The sequence below is a fragment of the Arthrobacter sp. Y3225209 genome (assembly GCF_059090685.1).
The window spans coordinates 15,394-32,274 of sequence record NZ_JBNHFW010000016.1; the positions used below are offsets into that span (position 1 = coordinate 15,394).

The window sequence follows — 16,881 nt, forward strand, 5'->3', positions numbered from 1 at the left end:
GGTCCGGGCACACGGTACCTTGGAGAACGTGAATCTCTCCGAACACCGTTACACCCTGGACCTGGAATGGACGGGAAACCGCGGCGACGGGACCTCGTCCTACCGCGGCTACGGCCGCGACCACATGATCCGGGCCGCCGGACTGCCGGACCTGCCCGGCACGGCGGACCCGACCTTCCACGGCGACCGCGACCGGTGGAACCCCGAACAGCTGCTGCTGGCAGCGCTGGCCCAGTGCCACATGCTCTCCTACCTGCACGTGGCGGTCCGCAACGGGATCCGCGTGCTTGCCTACACCGATGCGCCCGAGGGCACCTTGCGGCTGAACCGCGACGGCAGCGGCGAATTCACCTCGGTGGTGCTTCATCCCCGCGTCACCATTGCCGGCGGCGGCCCGAAGGAAACCGATCTGGCCACGGGCCCCATGCACGCCGACGCGCACCGCCTGTGCTTCATTGCACGCAGCGTCAACTTCCCCGTCGATTTCCGGCCGGAGACCATTGCCGCCGCCCGGATGCAGGGTGAGGCCCCCCTCCCCGGGTAGCCTTAACCGGAGATCTCCCGCCCGGCAACAAGAAGGATGTTCAGCAGCCAGTGGTTTCAGCTTCCGAAATCGACCTTTCCACCGTGACCGTCGAGGACTTCGACTGGTCCGGTCTGATCCAGGCCGGCCTGATTATCCTGGCCGCCTCCATCGTCTGGTTCCTCGCCCGGTTCCTGATTAACCGGCTGGTCGCCCGCGCCCAGAAGGGCTATTCGCTGTTCAGCGCTTCCAAGCTGAAATGGGCCCAGCCGGTCATGCGGACGCTGGACAAGAAACGCCGTGCCCAGCGGGCCGACACCATCGGGGCGTTGCTGCGCAGCGCCGTCAACCTCTCCATTTGGACCGTGGCGATCATCATGGTCCTGGATGCCATTGGCATCAACATCGCCCCGCTGCTGGCCAGTGTCGGCATTGTCGGCATCGCGTTGGGCTTCGGGGCCCGTGAACTGATCCGCGACGCCCTGGCCGGTTTCTTCATCACCATCGAAGACCAGTACGGCATCGGTGATGTCATCGAGGTGGGCGATACCGTTGGAACGGTGCAGTCGGTGGGCATCCGGATCACCCGCATCATCGATGACCGCGGTGTCATCTGGTACATCCGCAACGGCGAACTCGCGAAGGTCGGCAACCGCTCCCAGGGCCGCTATACCGGTGACGCGGAGGCCGCCGGCGATCCGGCCAAATCGGACGCCCTCAACGACGGAATGGGAAGCAATGACTGAACCGGCACCCGAAGCACCCGGAAGGCCGTCCCTGCCGCTGCAGCCGCAGGGCTTCTCGCAGCCGCAGTACAACTTCTATGAGGCCGTTGGCGGCCATCCCACCTTCGTCCGGCTGGTGGACGTGTTCTACGCAGGGGTGGCCGAGGATCCGCTGATGCGTCCCATGTATCCCGAAGAGGACCTGGGACCGGCCAAGGAACGCCTGCTGCTGTTCCTGGAACAGTACTGGGGCGGACCGAAGACCTACGGCGAGCAGCGCGGGCATCCGCGGCTGCGGATGCGGCACATGCCCTTTGTAGTTACCCCCGCAGCCAGGGACGCCTGGCTGCGCCACATGCGGGCCGCCGTCGATTCCCTGGACCTTGCTCCCCTGCACGAGGCGACACTCTGGGACTATCTGGAGCGGGCGGCCCACAGCATGGTCAATTCCGCTTGACGTTCCGGTTCCCGGATACGGGCCCGGAACCCGCCTGGCGGTTCCTAACCGCCAGGCGCCTCACAGGATGGCGGGGCTGCGGACCAGAACATGCCCGTGCGGGGTACTCAGCCGCAGCCACCGGCCGTTGCTGAACAGTGCCGCTTCCGCTCCCACCGTTCCCTGGCCTGCCGAGGGCAGGAACCCCAGGGACAGCGCTGCAAAGGCTGCACCTGCAGGTACGGGTATCTGCGTGTTACCCATCGGCTGGGCCCACACCCTCGCCCGGGCACTGTGGACCACGGCTCCCCCGGCGCTCTGCGGCAGCATGGCCGCCACTTCCCGGATACCGCGGTGCGCGGCCTGCTCGAGCAGGTGTACGGGAGCCCTGCCCGCCGGCTGCCACCCGGACCGCGGGGCGGTGATACCGGCCCATGTTTCCCGCACGGTCACCGGCGGCAACGGCAGGGACGTATCACTGCCGTCCATCCGTGCCAGCCTGTCACCGACAGCAGCCAGGGCAACGGTGGTATCCACCGATGCCTCTCCAGCCAGCGGCATGGTCCTAAGTCCCAGCACCGTGGGCGTATCTTCGCCCAGGATGCGCGGGCCAAGCACACACACGTACGCAGCCAGCACACTGCCGACGGCCTGCAGCCGGATAGCGCCGTCGTCGGCAGCCCTGGCACGCACGACAAAGTTGCGGAAATCAGCAGTGACCTGGGGATCAGCCAGCCGTAGTTCGGTATCCACGTCAGTTCCCCCGCCCGGCGGTCACGGGAGTCCGGAAAGGAACCGGGTCCCCCATCCACCCCTGGAGGACCTCTTGCTGGGCATCAGTGAGCGGGACGGGCCTGCCTTCGGCCGAGTCCACCTGCACCATCACTGCCTCTGCGTACGCGTAGACCGAGCCGCCGGTTTCGTCGGCCAGTCGGAACCCGTAGGTCAGGCTGGTGGAGCCAACGCGGGTCACCCACACGTCCACCCACACGGGCTCATCCCCGTGCAGCAGGGGCGCAAGGTATTCGATTTCCTGCCGGGCCACATAGGTTGATGTCCGGTCACCGGTCAGGTCCCGGAAACTGCCCGGACTGCCCGAGCCGCTCTCCAGGGGCAGCAGTCCCAGCCGGACCCGCGCCTCTTCCAGGAACTGGATGAACTTAACGTTATTAATATGGCCGTTGGGATCTTGGTCTCCGTAGCGGAGCTGGACAGGAAATCGGTGCATGCCTTCCATCCTCCCAGAGAGTGAGGTTTGCCCTAAAAAGACGGTGCCCGGGACGCCGGGCACCGGGAAACGTGTTACTGAACGGTAAGTTTGGACTACGAGTTTTTTCGCGGTTGCCGCCGTTGACGGTGCCGCCTTCCTGCTAGGAGATAGTGCCAGATGTCCATTGATGAATCCTTCGACCCGACAGCGTCCCTGCTGGAGCTGCTGGACCTGAGCTGGGCCGGCGGCGCAAAGACGGATGAGGATATCTTCGTCGGAGGCTCGCAGGCCGAACCCCGCAAGCGGGTGTTCGGTGGCCAGGTCCTGGGCCAGTCACTCATCGCAGCAGCCCGGACCGTCCCGGAGGACCGGGTCATGCATTCCATGCACGGGTACTTCCTGCGTCCCGGAGACACCGAAGTGCCGATTACCTTCGGCGTGGAGCGGCTGCGTGACGGCCGGTCCTTCTCCGCCAGGCGCAGCCACGCCTATCAGAACGGCAAGCCGATCCTGTCCATGATCACGTCCTTCCAGATCCCCGACTCGGGCGTGGACCACCAGGAGGAAATGCCCTCGGGAATTCCGGAACCCGAGTCCCTGCCCACTACGGCGGAGCTGCTGAAGGATTTTGACCATCCGGTGGCCGAGGCATGGTCCCACCGCCGCCCCATGGATATCCGGCACGTCATGGATCCCGTTTACGTGGGTCCCGGCAGGGAAAAGACCCCGCACAACGCCGTCTGGATGAAGACCTTTAAACCAATGCCGGACGGCGAGAACCTGCACCGTGCCGCCCTGGCCTATGCCAGCGACTACACACTGCTGGAGCCCGTCCTTCGCGGCCACGGCCTGGCCTGGACCACACCGGGCATGAGCATTGCCAGCCTGGATCACGCCATGTGGTGGCACCGCCCGGTGCGGGTGGATGACTGGCTGCTGTACGTCCAGGAATCCCCCAGTGCGTCGGCCGCCCGCGGTCTGTCCACCGGCAGGATCTTCAACCGCGCCGGTGATCTGGTGGCCACGGTGGCACAGGAGGGCATGGTGCGGGTGCCGCAGTAGCTCCTGCGCTCCGGCGATAACTGCGTCCACAGCAGAGAAGCCCGGCTTCCCCAAGGGGAAACCGGGCTTCTTTGCTGCCGGCAGACTTAGTCGCGCGTCAGGCGGCGGTGGGTTACGCGGTGCGGCTTGGCCGCATCCGGTCCGAGACGCTCAATCTTGTTCTGCTCGTAGGACTCGAAGTTCCCCTCGAACCAGTACCAGTTCGCCGGGTCCTCTTCCGTGCCTTCGAAGGCAAGGATGTGGGTGGCCACGCGGTCAAGGAACCAGCGGTCGTGCGAGACCACCACGGCACAGCCGGGGAATTCCAGCAGCGCGTTCTCGAGGCTGGACAGGGTTTCCACGTCCAGGTCGTTAGTGGGCTCATCGAGCAGGAGCAGGTTTCCGCCCTGTTTGAGGGTCATGGCCAGGTTCAGGCGGTTGCGCTCACCACCGGAGAGGACACCCGCCTTCTTCTGCTGGTCCGGTCCCTTGAAGCCGAATGCCGACACGTAGGCACGCGAGGGCATTTCCACCTGGCCCACCTGGATGAAGTCCAGGCCGTCGGACACAACTTCCCAGAGCGACTTCTCCGGGTCGATGCCGCCGCGTGACTGGTCAACATAGGAGATCCGGACGGAATCGCCGATCTTCAGTTCGCCGCCGTCCAGCGGTTCCAGGCCAACGATGGTCTTGAAGAGGGTGGTCTTACCCACACCGTTCGGACCGATGACGCCGACAATGCCGTTACGCGGCAGGGAGAAGGAAAGCCCGTTGATGAGCTGGCGGTCGCCGAACCCCTTCTGCAGGTCCTTGGCTTCCAGCACCAGGGAGCCCAGGCGGGGGCCCGGCGGGATCTGGATTTCTTCGAAGTCAAGCTTGCGGGTGCGCTCTGCCTCGGCAGCCATTTCCTCGTAGCGGGCCAGACGGGCCTTGGACTTGGTCTGGCGTCCCTTTGCGTTGGACCGAACCCAGTCGAGTTCGTCCGAGAGGCGCTTGGCCAGCTTCTGGTCCTTTTTGCCCTGCACTTCGAGGCGGGCACGCTTCTTCTCCAGGTACGTGGAGTAGTTGCCTTCGTACGGGTAGAGGTGCCCGCGGTCCACTTCGGCGATCCACTCGGCCACGTGGTCCAGGAAGTAGCGGTCGTGGGTCACGGCGAGGACGGCGCCGTGGTAGGAGGAGAGGTGCTGTTCCAGCCACAGAACGCTCTCGGCGTCCAGGTGGTTGGTGGGCTCATCGAGGAGCAGCAGGTCGGGCTTCTGCAGCAGCAGCTTGCACAGGGCAACCCGGCGGCGCTCACCACCGGAGAGCACAGTCACGTCGGCGTCCGGCGGCGGGCAGCGCAGTGCGTCCATGGCCTGCTCGAGCTGGGAGTCAATGTCCCACGCGTCGGCGGCGTCAATCGCTTCCTGGAGCTTGCCCATTTCTTCGAGCAGGGAATCGAAGTCCGCATCCGGCTGGGACATCTCTTCGGAGATTTCATTGAAGCGCTGGATCTTGCCGTAGATCTCGCCCACGCCCTCCTGGACGTTGCCGAGAACCGTCTTCTCCTCGTTCAGCGGCGGCTCCTGGAGCAGGATGCCGACGCTGTAGCCGGCGCTGAGCCGGGCTTCGCCGTTGGAAGGAGTGTCCAGTCCCGCCATGATCTTGAGGATGGTGGACTTACCGGCACCGTTCGGGCCCACCACGCCGATCTTGGCGCCGGGGTAGAAAGACATGCTTACGTCGTCGAGGATTACTTTGTCGCCAACGGCCTTGCGGGCCTTGGTCATCGTGTAGATAAATTCCGCCATATATCCAAGGCTAATGTGTCAGCGCCGATATATACCATTTACGCGGTCAGGGACGGGATTTGCCCCGGCCCGCGACAGCCGGCGCACACGCAGTTCAGGTGCGGTGGTTCGGGACCTGCCGGTCCGGAGGCTAGTCTCCGATGAAGCATCGGCCGCTGGAAAGGACCGGCAGAACGGTCACGGTGACCGTGCCATCCCGCACCTCCCCGAAAATGCACTGCGACTCACTAACAACCGCGGCCCGCATTGCGTCCACCTCGAGTCCGGTGGGGGTTCGGTCCGCAGAGACTTCCACCGTAGCGGGGTCAAACCCTGCGGCGGCGAAGGCACCGGTCATACCGGCAGAATCCGGCTCGGGGTCCAGGCCGGCCAGTTTCCGCAGTTCAGTTTCCACTGCTCCCACAGCCGGATCCCCGCTCACCGCAGGCGCGGAAGCCTCCGTGCCGGGGGCCGTTGCACCGGCGCCGGTAGCGGGCACGCCCGCGTCCCCCTCCGGCGTCACGCTGCAGCCGGCCAGGCCCACGGCGAGCGCCAGCCCGGCCACAAATGTGACAGGGGCGGCCGGGCTGGCATTACGCAGGAGTCTCACCCCGCGATTGTGCCACGCACAGGACAGCCCGCCAAAGGCCGTGCCCGGCCGGGCGTCCAATGCTCCGAAAGGTACCGGGCATCCGGGCAGACGCATCGGAGACGCGGTTGCCCCTCACTCAGCTATCCCTAATATGGCGCCGCTGCGGCCATCCGTGTGGTATCTCCATTGGAGGACTCGACAGTGCTCTCCTCGCCGGCGTCCGGGAGCTCCCCCGTCAGCGGGTCGGCCAGCCTGTCCAGGGCGTCGGACAGGTCCGGGTCAGCACCGGCGCCATGATCCGTTTCCCCGGTGTTCGTTGCATGGGCCATGCCCGCGCTGCCTGACGCACCCTCCCCCGTTCCGGAAACGGTGCGTCGAAAACTCGCCGTGCCCCACATCAGGTCATGGCCCACGGTATCCGCATCAATGTCAGCGCTCGTGCCGCTGCGGCCATCCTCGGTGGCCCACTGCCGAAGCCTCAGCCTGCCGGTAACCACAACCCGGTCACCCTTATGAATACTGAAGGCCGCGTTGGTGGCGAGTTGCCGAAACAGGCTCACGGCGTACCAGTTGGTCTGCCCGTCAGTCCACCCGCCGGTATCCCGGTCATACCGGCGCTCGGTGGTGCACATCCGAAAGCTGGCGACAGCCAGCCCTTGATCAGTGGTGTTCTGGCGGAGTTCGGTGGCCACATAGCCCCGGAGCGTAATGGTGTCACTCATCATTTCCTGCCTTCGGCTCGGTGCGGCAGCGGGTCCGCGCCGTCTGCAACAGCGCAGTCCCACCCGCACGGGGTCCGGCTCATCCACCGGTCCGCCCAGTTTTTACCGTCCAGGTACGGCATGGGGTCTGGTGGACATCAGGTGTGGATGACGGAGAGCCGGTCCCCGGGTTTCCTGTGCTGTGGAGGGAATGAGGAAGGGCTGCACACGGTACGGCGCTGCATCGGAGGCGTTGCAAACCGGCGCTGTCCGCGCCGCAGACGGAACGCGGCGGGCTCTTCGCGCCGGTCCAGGGAAAAGGTGCAGGTTGGAAAACCCGGAAGTGCCCCCGGCGCGACTCGAACGCGCAACCTACGGATTAGAAGGCCGTTGCTCTATCCATTGAGCTACGGGGGCAACCAGTCGATGATACTACGGACCCCGCTCCCCACCGTTCAGGGCGCCTCCGCGCCCGCGCTCCAATGCCGCCCAGCGGGTGCCCGCCACACCCGATTCCGGCCGTTCCAAAAAAGTTTTCATGTTTTTGCATCCAAAACGCCGGCACCGGAAGTAGTAGGGGTGTAAGTCAAACGAAACCCGTACCGGTGGGTGCGGCAACTGAAGGAGCACAGATCATGCGTAAGACCGCTTCCGCCCTCGCGGCCCTCGGAGTAGGCGCCGCCGCAGTTCTCTCGGCAATGCCGGCGCAGGCCGCTGACACCGATATGGCAAAGCTTTCGGTGCTGCACGGCGTCCCGGACACCCCCGTGGATGTCTACGTCAACGGCACGCTCACCCTGGATGACTTCATGCCCGGCGAACTCGCAGGGCCGCTGGACCTTCCGGGCGGCAGTTACGAGCTCGCCATTACCGCTGCAGATGCCGCGGACGCTTCCGCACCCATCATCGGCCCGATCTCCGCCGATCTGGCAGCCGGCGGGAATTACACTGCCGCCGCTAACCTGGATGCCTCCGGCAAACCCACGGCAAACCTCTTCACCAACGACACCTCCGCCATCGAAGCCGGCAAGGCACGCCTGACCGTCCGGCACGTGGCAGCGGCGCCGGCCGTGGATGTCCTGGCCAACGGGTCCCCTGTAATCGAAGGGCTGACCAACCCCAACGAGAAGATGCTGATGGTTGACCCGGGTACCGTTTCTGCATCTGTTGCTGCAGCCGGCACCACGGACCCGGTGATCGGCCCGGCCGATCTGGCACTGATGGAAGGAACCAACACCATCGTGTACGCATGGGGCTCCCTTGAGGCCGGAAACCTGGCCCTGGCCACCCAGACCATTGAGGGTATGCACTCCAACCCTGCAGCGGTTCCCGGTGCACTGGAGCAGGTCGGCCAGTCCTCCAACCAGGGCATGATTGCAGCCGCCGCCACGGGTTCTGCCGCCGTCCTCGCCCTGGGCGCGTTTATGCTTCGCCGCCGTTCCGTCGCCGCCTCCGCAGGGAGCCGGTCCGAGGATAACCGCAGCTAGCAGTTCCGCCACCCCCTGATCCCCCGGGGCTGCAGCGCGTTCCCGCCCCTTTGAACGCTGCAGCCCCGGGGTCACCCCGTCCCGGAGGTTCCGCACCATGTCCGTCAAACCGTTCCGCAGGCTAGCCGCAGCAGTATGTCTTTCCGCCGCGGCCGCCATGGGGACCGCAGCTTGCGGTGGAACCGCGATGCAGCCCGGGCCTGCACCCGAATCCATACCCGCTACAGCCACCGAGCAGCCCCCAGCTGCTCCGGCCCCCGGCGCTACTGCACCGTCAACGCCCGTGCCGGTCCGCCCCGCAACGCAGGAACCCGTTGAATCGGTTCCCGATCCGGTGAGTGTAAGTGTGGAGGGCACTGGAATTGACTTGGAAGTAATCCCCGTGGGCCAGGAAGACAACGGTGCAATGACCTTGCCGGATAACCACTATCAGGCAGGGTGGTACCGGTTCGGGCCCGCACCGGGATCGACGCGTGGATCCGCCGTACTCGCGGCCCACGTTGATTCACGGACCGAACAGCTTCCTATTGCAGACCTGGACGAGGTTCCTGCCGGAACACCGCTGACGGTGACACGCAGCGACGGCTCGGTGCTGCGCTACACCACGGAGAAAGTAGAGAACATCCCGAAGGCGTCCCTGGGCGACTTCGATCTGTTCAACCGCGAGGGGGAAGCCCGTTTGAAACTGGTGACCTGTGGCGGCGAATGGCTCGATTCCGTGGGCGACTACGAAGATAACGTCGTACTCACTGCGGTTCCCGTACCATAGTGTCATTCCCAGACAGCTGCCGGGTTCCTGAGGCAGCCGTTCCTGAGTATGGCAGGAGTACGGCACTGATATCACCGGGCGGAGACCACCCAGATACCGCGATGGACCATGCCTTCGCGGCGGGGGACGAGGTGGCGCTGGCGGAGGCTTACCGCCGTTTCTCCCCGCTGATACGTTCCCTCGCCCAGCGGAAGCTGCTGGACGGCGGCGCGGCCGACGACGCCGTGCAGGAAGTCTTCATCCGGGCCTGGAAGTACCGCGAAAGCTATGCTCCCGATAAATCCACGCTTGCCGCGTGGCTGGTCGGAATCACCCGGAACGTGGCCGCAGGCATGGCCTCGTCCGCCGTACGTACTCCTGAAACACTGGTGGACAGCCCGGTCCAGCAGGGATCCCGTGCCGGTCAGGCCGGTAGCTCTCCGCACCCCGACCATGTGGCAGACCGCGTGGTACTCGATGCCGAGCTGGATCGTCTGGGCGAACCCCAGGGATCCATCCTGCGTCTTGCTTTCCACGAAGACCTCACACACCAACAGATTTCGGAGACACTGAAACTACCGTTGGGCACTGTCAAAAGCCATATTCGAAGAAGCCTGGTCCAGCTACGCGAGCGATTGGAGGTCAGCGATGCAGCATCTGCCATCTGAGACGCTGGCCCTGAATGCCTTGGGCGAGGCCAGTCCTGAGGAAACCGCCCACCTTGAGCAGTGTGCTCAATGCTCCGCCGAGGTGGCCGCCATGCAGCGTGTCGTCCATGCCGGGCGCATCCCCTCAGGTCCCGACGTGCTGCCCAGGCCGCCGTCGTCGGTCTGGGAGGGAATCCATTCCAGCCTTGGCCTAAGCGACGCCGTCCGCAGGGATCCTTTCGAGTCCGAACCCGGGCGCGACGACGACGCCGCCGGACTACGGGACACGCCGGAAGGTTCGCGCGCCCCTGAGCATGAGGCCGCTCCCCCGGCAGGGAAGGAGCGTTCCGACGCAGCTGCCACCTCCAATGCCCCTTCTTCTCCGGTTACGCTAAGTACCTTCCGGGACCGCCGGAACCGGCGCCGCACCCGTTTGCCGCAGATCCTGGGCGCAGCGGCAGCAGCTGTAGTGCTCGCCGCCGCAGGGACGTGGGGAATCTCCCGGATTCTCACCGACCGCTCAGAGGTGGTTGCCGCCGTGGACCTGACGCCGCTTCCCGCCTATGAGGACACCGGCCGTGCGGAGGTGGACCAGCGCCCGGACGGCGCACGGGAACTGGTGGTAACTGCCACCGGGTCAGACGCGCAGGGCTTCCGTGAGGTCTGGCTGATCGCTCCGGACATCACTCGCATGGTCAGCCTCGGCACAATGGAGGGCACCGAGGGAAGATTCACCATCCCGGCTAACCTTGACCTCGATGAGTATCCAATTGTTGACATTTCAGACGAGCCGTTCGACGGCGATCCCACGCACTCGGGCGACTCGATCCTCCGGGGCGTGCTGGAGCTCTAGCGGAGCGGGCTCGGTGCTGATGCCTGCAAACCCGGGCCGTGGCTAACCGGTGGAGCTGTTATCCGGTATCGGTGCCGAATGGTGGTCTCGGGTGCTGGCGGGATTCAGCCGGGTGCCGGCCGTGGAACCGGACCCCGCCGTGCTCCTGGCCGTGGCGGCTGCCGCGGCGCTGCTGAGCATCCCGCGGGCCACCTGGCGCTGGTTCGGGTTGTTCGTAACCTTCGTCCATGAACTCGGACATGCCTTTGCCGCTCTGATGACCGGACAAATGGTCAAGGGAATCCGGCTCCGCTTTGACCACTCCGGTGAAATGCGCTCCCTGGGCCGCGGCGGGTTCCCTGCCGCCTGGGCCGGTTTCTGGGGTTACCCGGTGCCGGCGGTCGTGGGAGCGGCGCTGATACTGGCCGCGTTCAACGGCTGGGCAGGTGCCGCACTGTCAGTCGGCGCGCTGATCCTGCTGACGGCACTGGTGTTCATCCGCAACGGGCAGGGATTCCTTATCGCCATCGCCTGTGCCGCTGTGTCGGTGCTGCTTGTCTGGTTCGCCGCCCCGAAAGTGGCTGGTTATGTTGCCATGTGTGTGGGCACTGCCCTGCTGGTGGGTGCGGCGCGGGACTGGCTGAACGTCCTTGCGGTGCACACAAAGCGACGCCGTAACCTGGAGAGTTCCGACGCCTACATCCTCTACCGGCGCACCGGGGTTCCTTCTGCCGTTTGGCTCACGGGATTTGCACTGGTGATAGCAGCATCCCTGGCCGCGGTCCTCCTGGCCGCCGTGGCGGGCTACTCGGGACCCTGAATCCGGGGCCGCTGCGGGGTACGCCTCAGGCCTGTGCCGGGAAGGTCACGCGCAGCTCGAGCCGGTGCTGGCCGTCCTCTTCCTGAGTGTAAATCGCCTTGCCGGAGATTCCGGCCAGGTCATCTGTGCCGGATCCGGGAATGATGTGACCGGAGCTTGCCGTGGCCGTCCCTTCGGCCAGACCCCAGTGCTGGATGACCATGGTGCCCGTGCGGCCGGCGACGGTGCCGGCGAACACCTCGGATCCCACGTAGCCGGCGCCCACGGAATTCCCGGCCATAATCAGGTCTGCGACGCTGGTCCCGGTGATGTCGCCTTCAAAGATCTTCACTGCCCGGACAGTGGAGAGTTCGCTGTTGGTGCCCTCCACCTGGTAGGGGGTCGGTTCCCACTCCGAGACGTCAAAATCGGCCACGATCACTTCTTCAGTTAGGTCGGTCATAACACCAGTATCCCGTGTCCGGCGCCGGATTGCATGCCGGGCGGTGCGCGCCGGTAGCCTTATCGCTGTGCCCGGACGCGGCACGGCAACGGTTTCAACTAAGGAGCACCACCCTCGCATGTCCCGGAATTCGGCTTCCCTACAGCGGCGGTTACTCCGCCCGGCAACCCTCTGGACGTTTTTTGCGGTGGTGCATGCCGGCTTCCTGGCGGCCCTCTCGACGCGGATCCTGAACGGCGATGTCCTCAGTGATGTGTCCTTCTACCGCCAGTGGGCGTTCGACGGCCTGCGTGACGGCTACTGGGTGGGGATCGACGCCGGCTGGGTGTACCCCATCGGTGCGCTGGCACCGATGGTCCTGGCTGCTGTCTTCGGTTACTCCGCGTACATGTTCACCTGGTTCCTCCTGTTCACCGCACTTAATGCCGCCGGCGTCGCCGTGCTCAGCCGCCGGGCCGGCACCCGCGGCATCCACGCCGCCTACTGGTGGCTCGCGGTCACGGCCCTGCTCGGCCCCGTGGCTGTCGGCCGGGTGGACGGCCTAACCGCACCGCTGGTGATTATGGGGCTGCTGTTCCTGGCTACCCGCCCCGTTCTGGCCTCGGCGCTGCTGTCCGTGGCGACCTGGATCAAGGTCTGGCCAGCAGCCGTCATCCTTGCGGTGTTGGTGGCGTGGAAGAAGCGGCTGGTCCTGCTGGCCACCGGCGCTGCGGTGTCGGCCGTGATCGCAGTGGTGGTTGCTCTCTCCGGCGGCATCCGCCATCTGCTCAGCTTCTTTGGGGAACAGGGCGCCCGCGGCATGCAGATGGAGGCCCCGTTTACGACGCCGGGACTTTGGCAGGCGATCACCGGCACCTCAGACGCGTATATCTTCGAGGACAAAGTCATCAATACCCGCGAGGTCCGCGGCGCCCTCGGCGAGCCGGTGGCTGCGATGATGACGCCGCTGCTGGCGCTGGCCGCTCTCGCCGTCGCGCTGCTCCTGATCTGGGCCCTGCGCCGCGGCGCAGATTCCCAGGCTCTGCTGATTGCCGGCTCGCTCGCCCTGGTCAGCGCCTTCATCGTCTTCAACAAGGTCGGCTCGCCGCAGTTCATGCTGTGGCTGGGCGCTGTGACCGCCGTCGGGCTGGCGTGGGAGGGCCGGGACTGGAAGGTCCCCGGCATCCTGATGGCGGCCATCGCAGCGTTGACCACCCTGGTCTATCCGATGTTCTACTCGGCGCTGTACAACGACCTGAACATTGCCGTGGCCCTGCTCCTGACCCTGCGCAACATCCTGCTGCTGGTCCTCTTCGGCTGGTCCCTGGCCCGCGTTATCAGGCTGACCAGGGCCGGCGGCGGACAGGTCAGTGCCGCAGCTCCCCCGGAGCAGGCGCCGTAAGCTTTTTGCGGAACAGCACCTTGGTCTTCGGATCCACAAAGATCAGGTAGAGGGCGAAGCCCAGTGCGGTCACCGCCGCAATCTGCCGGGCAGCAGTGAGGCTGAACTCGAAGTAGGGCCAGATGTCCAGCTGGTCGCTGATGGCGTAGACCATAAAGAAGGAGACCAGCAGGTAGAGGGTCTTGGCCTGCCAGTCATCGCGCAGCCCGGTGACGGCGAACAGGGGAATCAGCCAGACCACGTACCAGGACTGGATCATCGGGGCCAGCATCACGATGGCGGCAAAGGCCAGCGCCAGCCGACGGATCAGCCGGCTGTACTCGCCTACGAACATCTGCCACAGCACAATGCCCACCGAGGCCAGCCGGCCGATGGTGTGCACGATGTCGGCCAGCGTCCAGCCCGGCAGCCCGAGGGCGTTGCCCAGCGTGGCCACGAGCATGCCGGCAAAGCCGACGGGCGCGTACCAGATCCATACGCTGCCGGGCGTGCTGAGGGCGCCCACCCAGCCGAAGCCGAACCCGTTGATCAGGCCCATGATCCACAGCAGCCCCAGGGAGATTCCGGCGGTCATGAACCAGTAGCCGAATTTCCGCGGCCAGGAGGCATTTTTGCCGGCCCACAGCAGGCCGATGAACGGCAGGAAGATGATGGTGATGGGCTTGATGCCCACCGAGAGTGTCACCAGCAGGATGCCGGGCAGGACCCGCTTCGTGGCGGCCAGATAAAGCCCGGCCAGCGCCAGGCCGATCATCAGGGCATCGTTGTGGATGCTCGCAATGAAGTTTGTGAGGAACAGCGGGTTGGCTGCGGTCAGCCAAAGGGCGCGGTTGGGGTTAATGCCGTGCAGTTCGGCCAGTTTCGGCACAAAGTAAATACACATCGCCACACCGACTACGGCGATGAGCCGGAACAGCAGGATGGAGGACTCCACCTGGCCGCCGGTGACGCGGACCACGAGTTCCTCAAGCCAGAGGAAGACGGGGCCGTACGGCGTCGGGCTCTGCGCCCACAGATCGTCCGCCCCGATCTGCAGATAGTTGGAGATCTGCGAATAGCCGTCCTTGTAGGGATTCAGCCCGCTCACCATCACCAGCCCCTGGGCGATGTAGGCAAAAACGTCGCGACTGAAGAGCGGCAGGGTCAGGCACATAGGCGCGGACCAGGCGATGATGGCCCGCATCACCACCGGCCGGGAGTCGGGGCCCCAGCCCTTCATGCGCTGCCCCAGGCGAAGCCAGGAACGGACCAGCAGCATGCCGCCCGTAGCCAGCAGCAGAACCGCTGCCACCGCACCGATCGGCTGGTCGAAGCGCAGCCAGATGATGACCGGGTTGGTCCGCAGGCCGGAGGCCAGGGACAGCCATCCGACACCGAACGAACCGGCCAGCATCATCATCGAACCGATGAACCCCTGGATGATTGCGACGTTCGGACGGTCGGCTTTCGCTGTCTCCGGGCCAGGAGACGAAGGCTCGGTCGCAGGGACCTGGGCGGTCATCTACATGGTTCCAATCTCTGGGGGTTTCTGGTTCTGCGGGCCCCGGGCAGTTACATTCCTGCACCGTTCCGGCACCGGTTCTGAAGACGGGCACAAGAATGCCCGGGCACCGTCAATAGGCTGATATTAGCACCGCCGCCCGCACCTTCCCCGGCCGAATGCGACGCGGCCGCACTCAATCCTGTGAGCCCCGGCACGGTCGCATAGACTGAAGGTCCAGTCGTGACTAATGAGGCAAGGCGGTATTGGCTGTGGGGCGCCACCGGGCAGAACCTGTAGGGAAACCTTTTTCAAAACCACCGGGGAAAAAGGTCAGTACGTCCGGGCCGGACACGGCCCGCCGAACGTCCCGGCGCGCGGCCGGGGGCACCTCTTTGTCCGCCCGCAACCCCGAACTCATCTTCTGGGGCGCTTTCCTCACTGCGGTGGGCGCAGGGGCCATGGTGTGGGTCCAGGTCCCTCCCGGCATTGTCGCAACGGTTTCCGGGCTGCTTCTGTTCGCTTTTGGGATCACCTGGTATTTCAGCTCCACCCAGGATCGCTCCCCCGCCGCGCGGCAGGGTGCGGCACTGCCCGGTTCGGCACCACGCCCTGAAGCAGTACAGCCCTCCCCTGCGGCATCGGGACCGACGGCGGCCGACGGCGCCGCCGCAGCAGCTCCGGCCGCCGCAGCAGCTCCGCCCGCCGCGGCAACTGCCCCGGATGATGCGCAGGTTTCCTCTCCGTCTCCGTCGACTACGGCAATTCCGGTACCGAACACGCCAGTACCGGATCTTTCGACTCGGGTGCCCGGCACCCGCCGCCACGCCCGCATGGGCGCGGTTGCAGTCCCCCCGCCCTCTCCGGGCCCCGTACGAATGGGCGCCGGGATGCCCGCAGCCGGGGGACGGCGCGCAGCGGCTGCACCGGTCTTTCACGAGATGCCGGCCGAGCCGAGCCGCTGGACCCGGACCTTTGGGCCGCCCGAGACCGGCCAGATCCCGCTGCAGCCCTATCTCTCCGGCACTCCTGCCTCTTTTGCCACCGCAGATGCCGACCTGCCGGACAGGCGCCAGCGCAGCCACTCAAGCCTGTAGCCCCTCCGTCCCGCGGCGTACGAACGCGGTACATTGGGATTGTGCCGATAACTAATGAACGTATGGTCTGGATCGATTGCGAAATGACCGGTCTGGACATTAAAAATGATGCCCTGATTGAAGTGGCCGTCCTGGTCACGGACTCCGAACTGAATATCCTCGGTGACGGAGTGGACGTGGTGATCAAGCCCGACGACGCCGCCCTGGCCCAGATGGGGGACTTCGTGCGCCAGATGCACACCACCTCCAAGCTTCTGGACGAACTCCCGAACGGCATCACCATGGCCGAGGCCGAGGCTGCCGTCATCGAATACATCACCAAGTGGGTCCCGGAGCCGAAGAAGGCACAGCTGGCCGGCAACTCCGTCGGTACCGACAAGATGTTCCTGGCCCGGGACATGCCCGAGGTCATCGACTATCTGCACTACCGGATCATCGACGTGTCCACCATCAAGGAACTCGCCCGCCGCTGGTACCCGCGCGCCTACTTCCAGGCTCCGGCCAAAAACGGCGGACACCGCGCCCTGGGTGATATCCGGGATTCCATCAATGAACTCCGTTACTACCGTGAGGCCGTTTTTGTCCCGGCTCCGGGGCCGGACTCGGCGACCGCCAAGAAGATTGCCGCAGGGATTCAGAGTTAGCTCCGTCACAAAAGGCCCCTTGGAGGGCCAACGTGTCAGAAGCACTCAAAAAACCGTGTAAGCTTGATTCCGCTGCCTCAGATAAATGAGTCCGCAAGACCACTCGCCTGGACTTCGCGGATGAACGTTTGAGGCACATGGTGGGTATAGCTCAGTTGGCAGAGCGCCTGGTTGTGGTCCAGGAGGTCGCGGGTTCAACCCCCGTTACTCACCCCAATGAGGCTGGCGGTTACAGCTTCGAAAGGCCGCCTCGGATGATTCCGGGGCGGCCTTTGCTGTTTGTGTTTCACTGTTAGCGGCTGGCGT

At 65.3% G+C, this 16,881-nt stretch carries 19 protein-coding genes and 2 tRNA genes; 13 read left to right on the forward strand and 8 right to left on the reverse strand.

The features are described from left to right. Positions 1-28: 28 nt before the first annotated feature. From AC5RVB_RS10215 to AC5RVB_RS10225, 3 genes are read left to right on the forward strand one after another with little or no spacing between them, the layout of a single operon-like run. Positions 29-544: an OsmC family protein gene (locus AC5RVB_RS10215; RefSeq protein ID WP_227901546.1), complete on the forward strand. Its 516-nt coding sequence runs from the start codon at positions 29-31 to the stop codon at positions 542-544. A 50-nt stretch (positions 545-594) separates the two neighbouring features. Continuing rightward, a complete protein-coding gene (locus tag AC5RVB_RS10220; protein WP_227901545.1) occupies positions 595-1,269 on the forward strand; it encodes a mechanosensitive ion channel family protein in 675 nt (224 codons plus the stop codon). Further along, a complete protein-coding gene (locus tag AC5RVB_RS10225) occupies positions 1,262-1,705 on the forward strand; it encodes a globin (protein ID WP_227901543.1) in 444 nt (147 codons plus the stop codon). Before AC5RVB_RS10220 ends, AC5RVB_RS10225 begins: the two co-directional genes overlap by 8 nt. 60 nt (positions 1,706-1,765) lie before the next feature. Here the strand turns inward: AC5RVB_RS10225 and AC5RVB_RS10230 are convergent, their stop codons facing one another. Together AC5RVB_RS10230 and AC5RVB_RS10235 are read right to left on the reverse strand one after the other, a co-directional pair. Next, positions 1,766-2,437, reverse strand: a complete 672-nt coding sequence (locus tag AC5RVB_RS10230; protein ID WP_290244925.1) for a DUF8185 domain-containing protein — start codon at positions 2,435-2,437, stop codon at positions 1,766-1,768. Position 2,438: 1 nt separating this feature from the next. Further along, positions 2,439-2,912, reverse strand: a complete 474-nt coding sequence (locus AC5RVB_RS10235) for an acyl-CoA thioesterase (RefSeq protein ID WP_290244924.1) — start codon at positions 2,910-2,912, stop codon at positions 2,439-2,441. A 159-nt stretch (positions 2,913-3,071) separates the two neighbouring features. Between AC5RVB_RS10235 and AC5RVB_RS10240 the strand changes: the two genes are divergently transcribed. Next, entirely contained in the window at positions 3,072-3,956 is an 885-nt protein-coding gene (locus tag AC5RVB_RS10240; protein WP_227901538.1) for an acyl-CoA thioesterase, read from the forward strand. Positions 3,957-4,042: 86 nt separating this feature from the next. Here AC5RVB_RS10240 and ettA read toward each other — a convergent pair whose 3' ends face one another. From ettA to AC5RVB_RS10260, 4 genes are all read right to left on the reverse strand, one after another. Continuing rightward, positions 4,043-5,725 carry an energy-dependent translational throttle protein EttA gene (gene ettA, locus AC5RVB_RS10245; protein ID WP_227901535.1) on the reverse strand — a complete coding sequence of 561 codons (1,683 nt, stop codon included), beginning with the start codon at positions 5,723-5,725 and terminating at the stop codon, positions 4,043-4,045. A 130-nt stretch (positions 5,726-5,855) separates the two neighbouring features. After that, positions 5,856-6,314, reverse strand: coding sequence for a DUF6993 domain-containing protein (locus AC5RVB_RS10250; protein WP_494142628.1), 459 nt, complete (start codon positions 6,312-6,314; stop codon positions 5,856-5,858). 128 nt (positions 6,315-6,442) lie between these two features. Continuing rightward, the gene (gene ssb, locus AC5RVB_RS10255) at positions 6,443-7,021 is read right to left on the reverse strand and encodes a single-stranded DNA-binding protein (protein WP_494142629.1); all 579 of its coding nucleotides are present in this window, start codon (positions 7,019-7,021) and stop codon (positions 6,443-6,445) included. A 320-nt stretch (positions 7,022-7,341) separates the two neighbouring features. Beyond that, a tRNA-Arg gene (locus AC5RVB_RS10260) sits at positions 7,342-7,414 on the reverse strand. A 218-nt stretch (positions 7,415-7,632) separates the two neighbouring features. On the opposite strand from AC5RVB_RS10260, the gene AC5RVB_RS10265 reads away from it, so the two are divergent. The 5 genes from AC5RVB_RS10265 (at position 7,633) to AC5RVB_RS10285 (ending at position 11,531) form a co-directional block, all read left to right on the forward strand. Then, positions 7,633-8,484, forward strand: a complete 852-nt coding sequence (locus AC5RVB_RS10265; RefSeq protein ID WP_227901530.1) for a DUF4397 domain-containing protein — start codon at positions 7,633-7,635, stop codon at positions 8,482-8,484. Between the two features lie 187 nt (positions 8,485-8,671). Continuing rightward, positions 8,672-9,253 carry a class F sortase gene (locus tag AC5RVB_RS10270; RefSeq protein WP_494142663.1) on the forward strand — a complete coding sequence of 194 codons (582 nt, stop codon included), beginning with the start codon at positions 8,672-8,674 and terminating at the stop codon, positions 9,251-9,253. Between the two features lie 101 nt (positions 9,254-9,354). Further along, positions 9,355-9,900 carry an RNA polymerase sigma factor gene (locus AC5RVB_RS10275; protein ID WP_227901529.1) on the forward strand — a complete coding sequence of 182 codons (546 nt, stop codon included), beginning with the start codon at positions 9,355-9,357 and terminating at the stop codon, positions 9,898-9,900. Beyond that, entirely contained in the window at positions 9,881-10,732 is an 852-nt protein-coding gene (locus AC5RVB_RS10280) for an anti-sigma factor (RefSeq protein WP_227901528.1), read from the forward strand. The genes AC5RVB_RS10275 and AC5RVB_RS10280 overlap by 20 nt, the downstream gene beginning before the upstream one ends. 49 nt (positions 10,733-10,781) lie before the next feature. Then, complete coding sequence (locus AC5RVB_RS10285) at positions 10,782-11,531, forward strand: M50 family metallopeptidase (protein WP_494142630.1); 750 nt, start codon at positions 10,782-10,784, stop codon at positions 11,529-11,531. A gap of 25 nt (positions 11,532-11,556) precedes the next feature. Here AC5RVB_RS10285 and AC5RVB_RS10290 read toward each other — a convergent pair whose 3' ends face one another. Then, positions 11,557-11,973, reverse strand: a complete 417-nt coding sequence (locus tag AC5RVB_RS10290; protein WP_227901526.1) for a DUF3224 domain-containing protein — start codon at positions 11,971-11,973, stop codon at positions 11,557-11,559. Between the two features lie 118 nt (positions 11,974-12,091). On the opposite strand from AC5RVB_RS10290, the gene AC5RVB_RS10295 reads away from it, so the two are divergent. Next, on the forward strand, positions 12,092-13,354 hold the full coding sequence (locus tag AC5RVB_RS10295) for a glycosyltransferase family 87 protein (RefSeq protein WP_494142631.1): 1,263 nt from the start codon (positions 12,092-12,094) through the stop codon (positions 13,352-13,354). On the opposite strand, the gene mptB is transcribed toward AC5RVB_RS10295, so the two are convergent. Then, positions 13,320-14,855, reverse strand: coding sequence for a polyprenol phosphomannose-dependent alpha 1,6 mannosyltransferase MptB (gene mptB, locus AC5RVB_RS10300; protein WP_227901522.1), 1,536 nt, complete (start codon positions 14,853-14,855; stop codon positions 13,320-13,322). The two genes, AC5RVB_RS10295 and mptB, sit on opposite strands and share 35 nt — an antisense overlap. Positions 14,856-15,229: 374 nt before the next feature. On the opposite strand from mptB, the gene AC5RVB_RS10305 reads away from it, so the two are divergent. From AC5RVB_RS10305 to AC5RVB_RS10315, 3 genes are all read left to right on the forward strand, one after another. Next, the gene (locus AC5RVB_RS10305) at positions 15,230-15,931 is read left to right on the forward strand and encodes a hypothetical protein (RefSeq protein WP_494142632.1); all 702 of its coding nucleotides are present in this window, start codon (positions 15,230-15,232) and stop codon (positions 15,929-15,931) included. A gap of 41 nt (positions 15,932-15,972) precedes the next feature. After that, the gene (gene orn, locus AC5RVB_RS10310) at positions 15,973-16,575 is read left to right on the forward strand and encodes an oligoribonuclease (RefSeq protein WP_423723239.1); all 603 of its coding nucleotides are present in this window, start codon (positions 15,973-15,975) and stop codon (positions 16,573-16,575) included. Positions 16,576-16,715: 140 nt separating this feature from the next. Continuing rightward, a tRNA-His gene (locus AC5RVB_RS10315) sits at positions 16,716-16,791 on the forward strand. Positions 16,792-16,881: the final 90 nt, after the last annotated feature.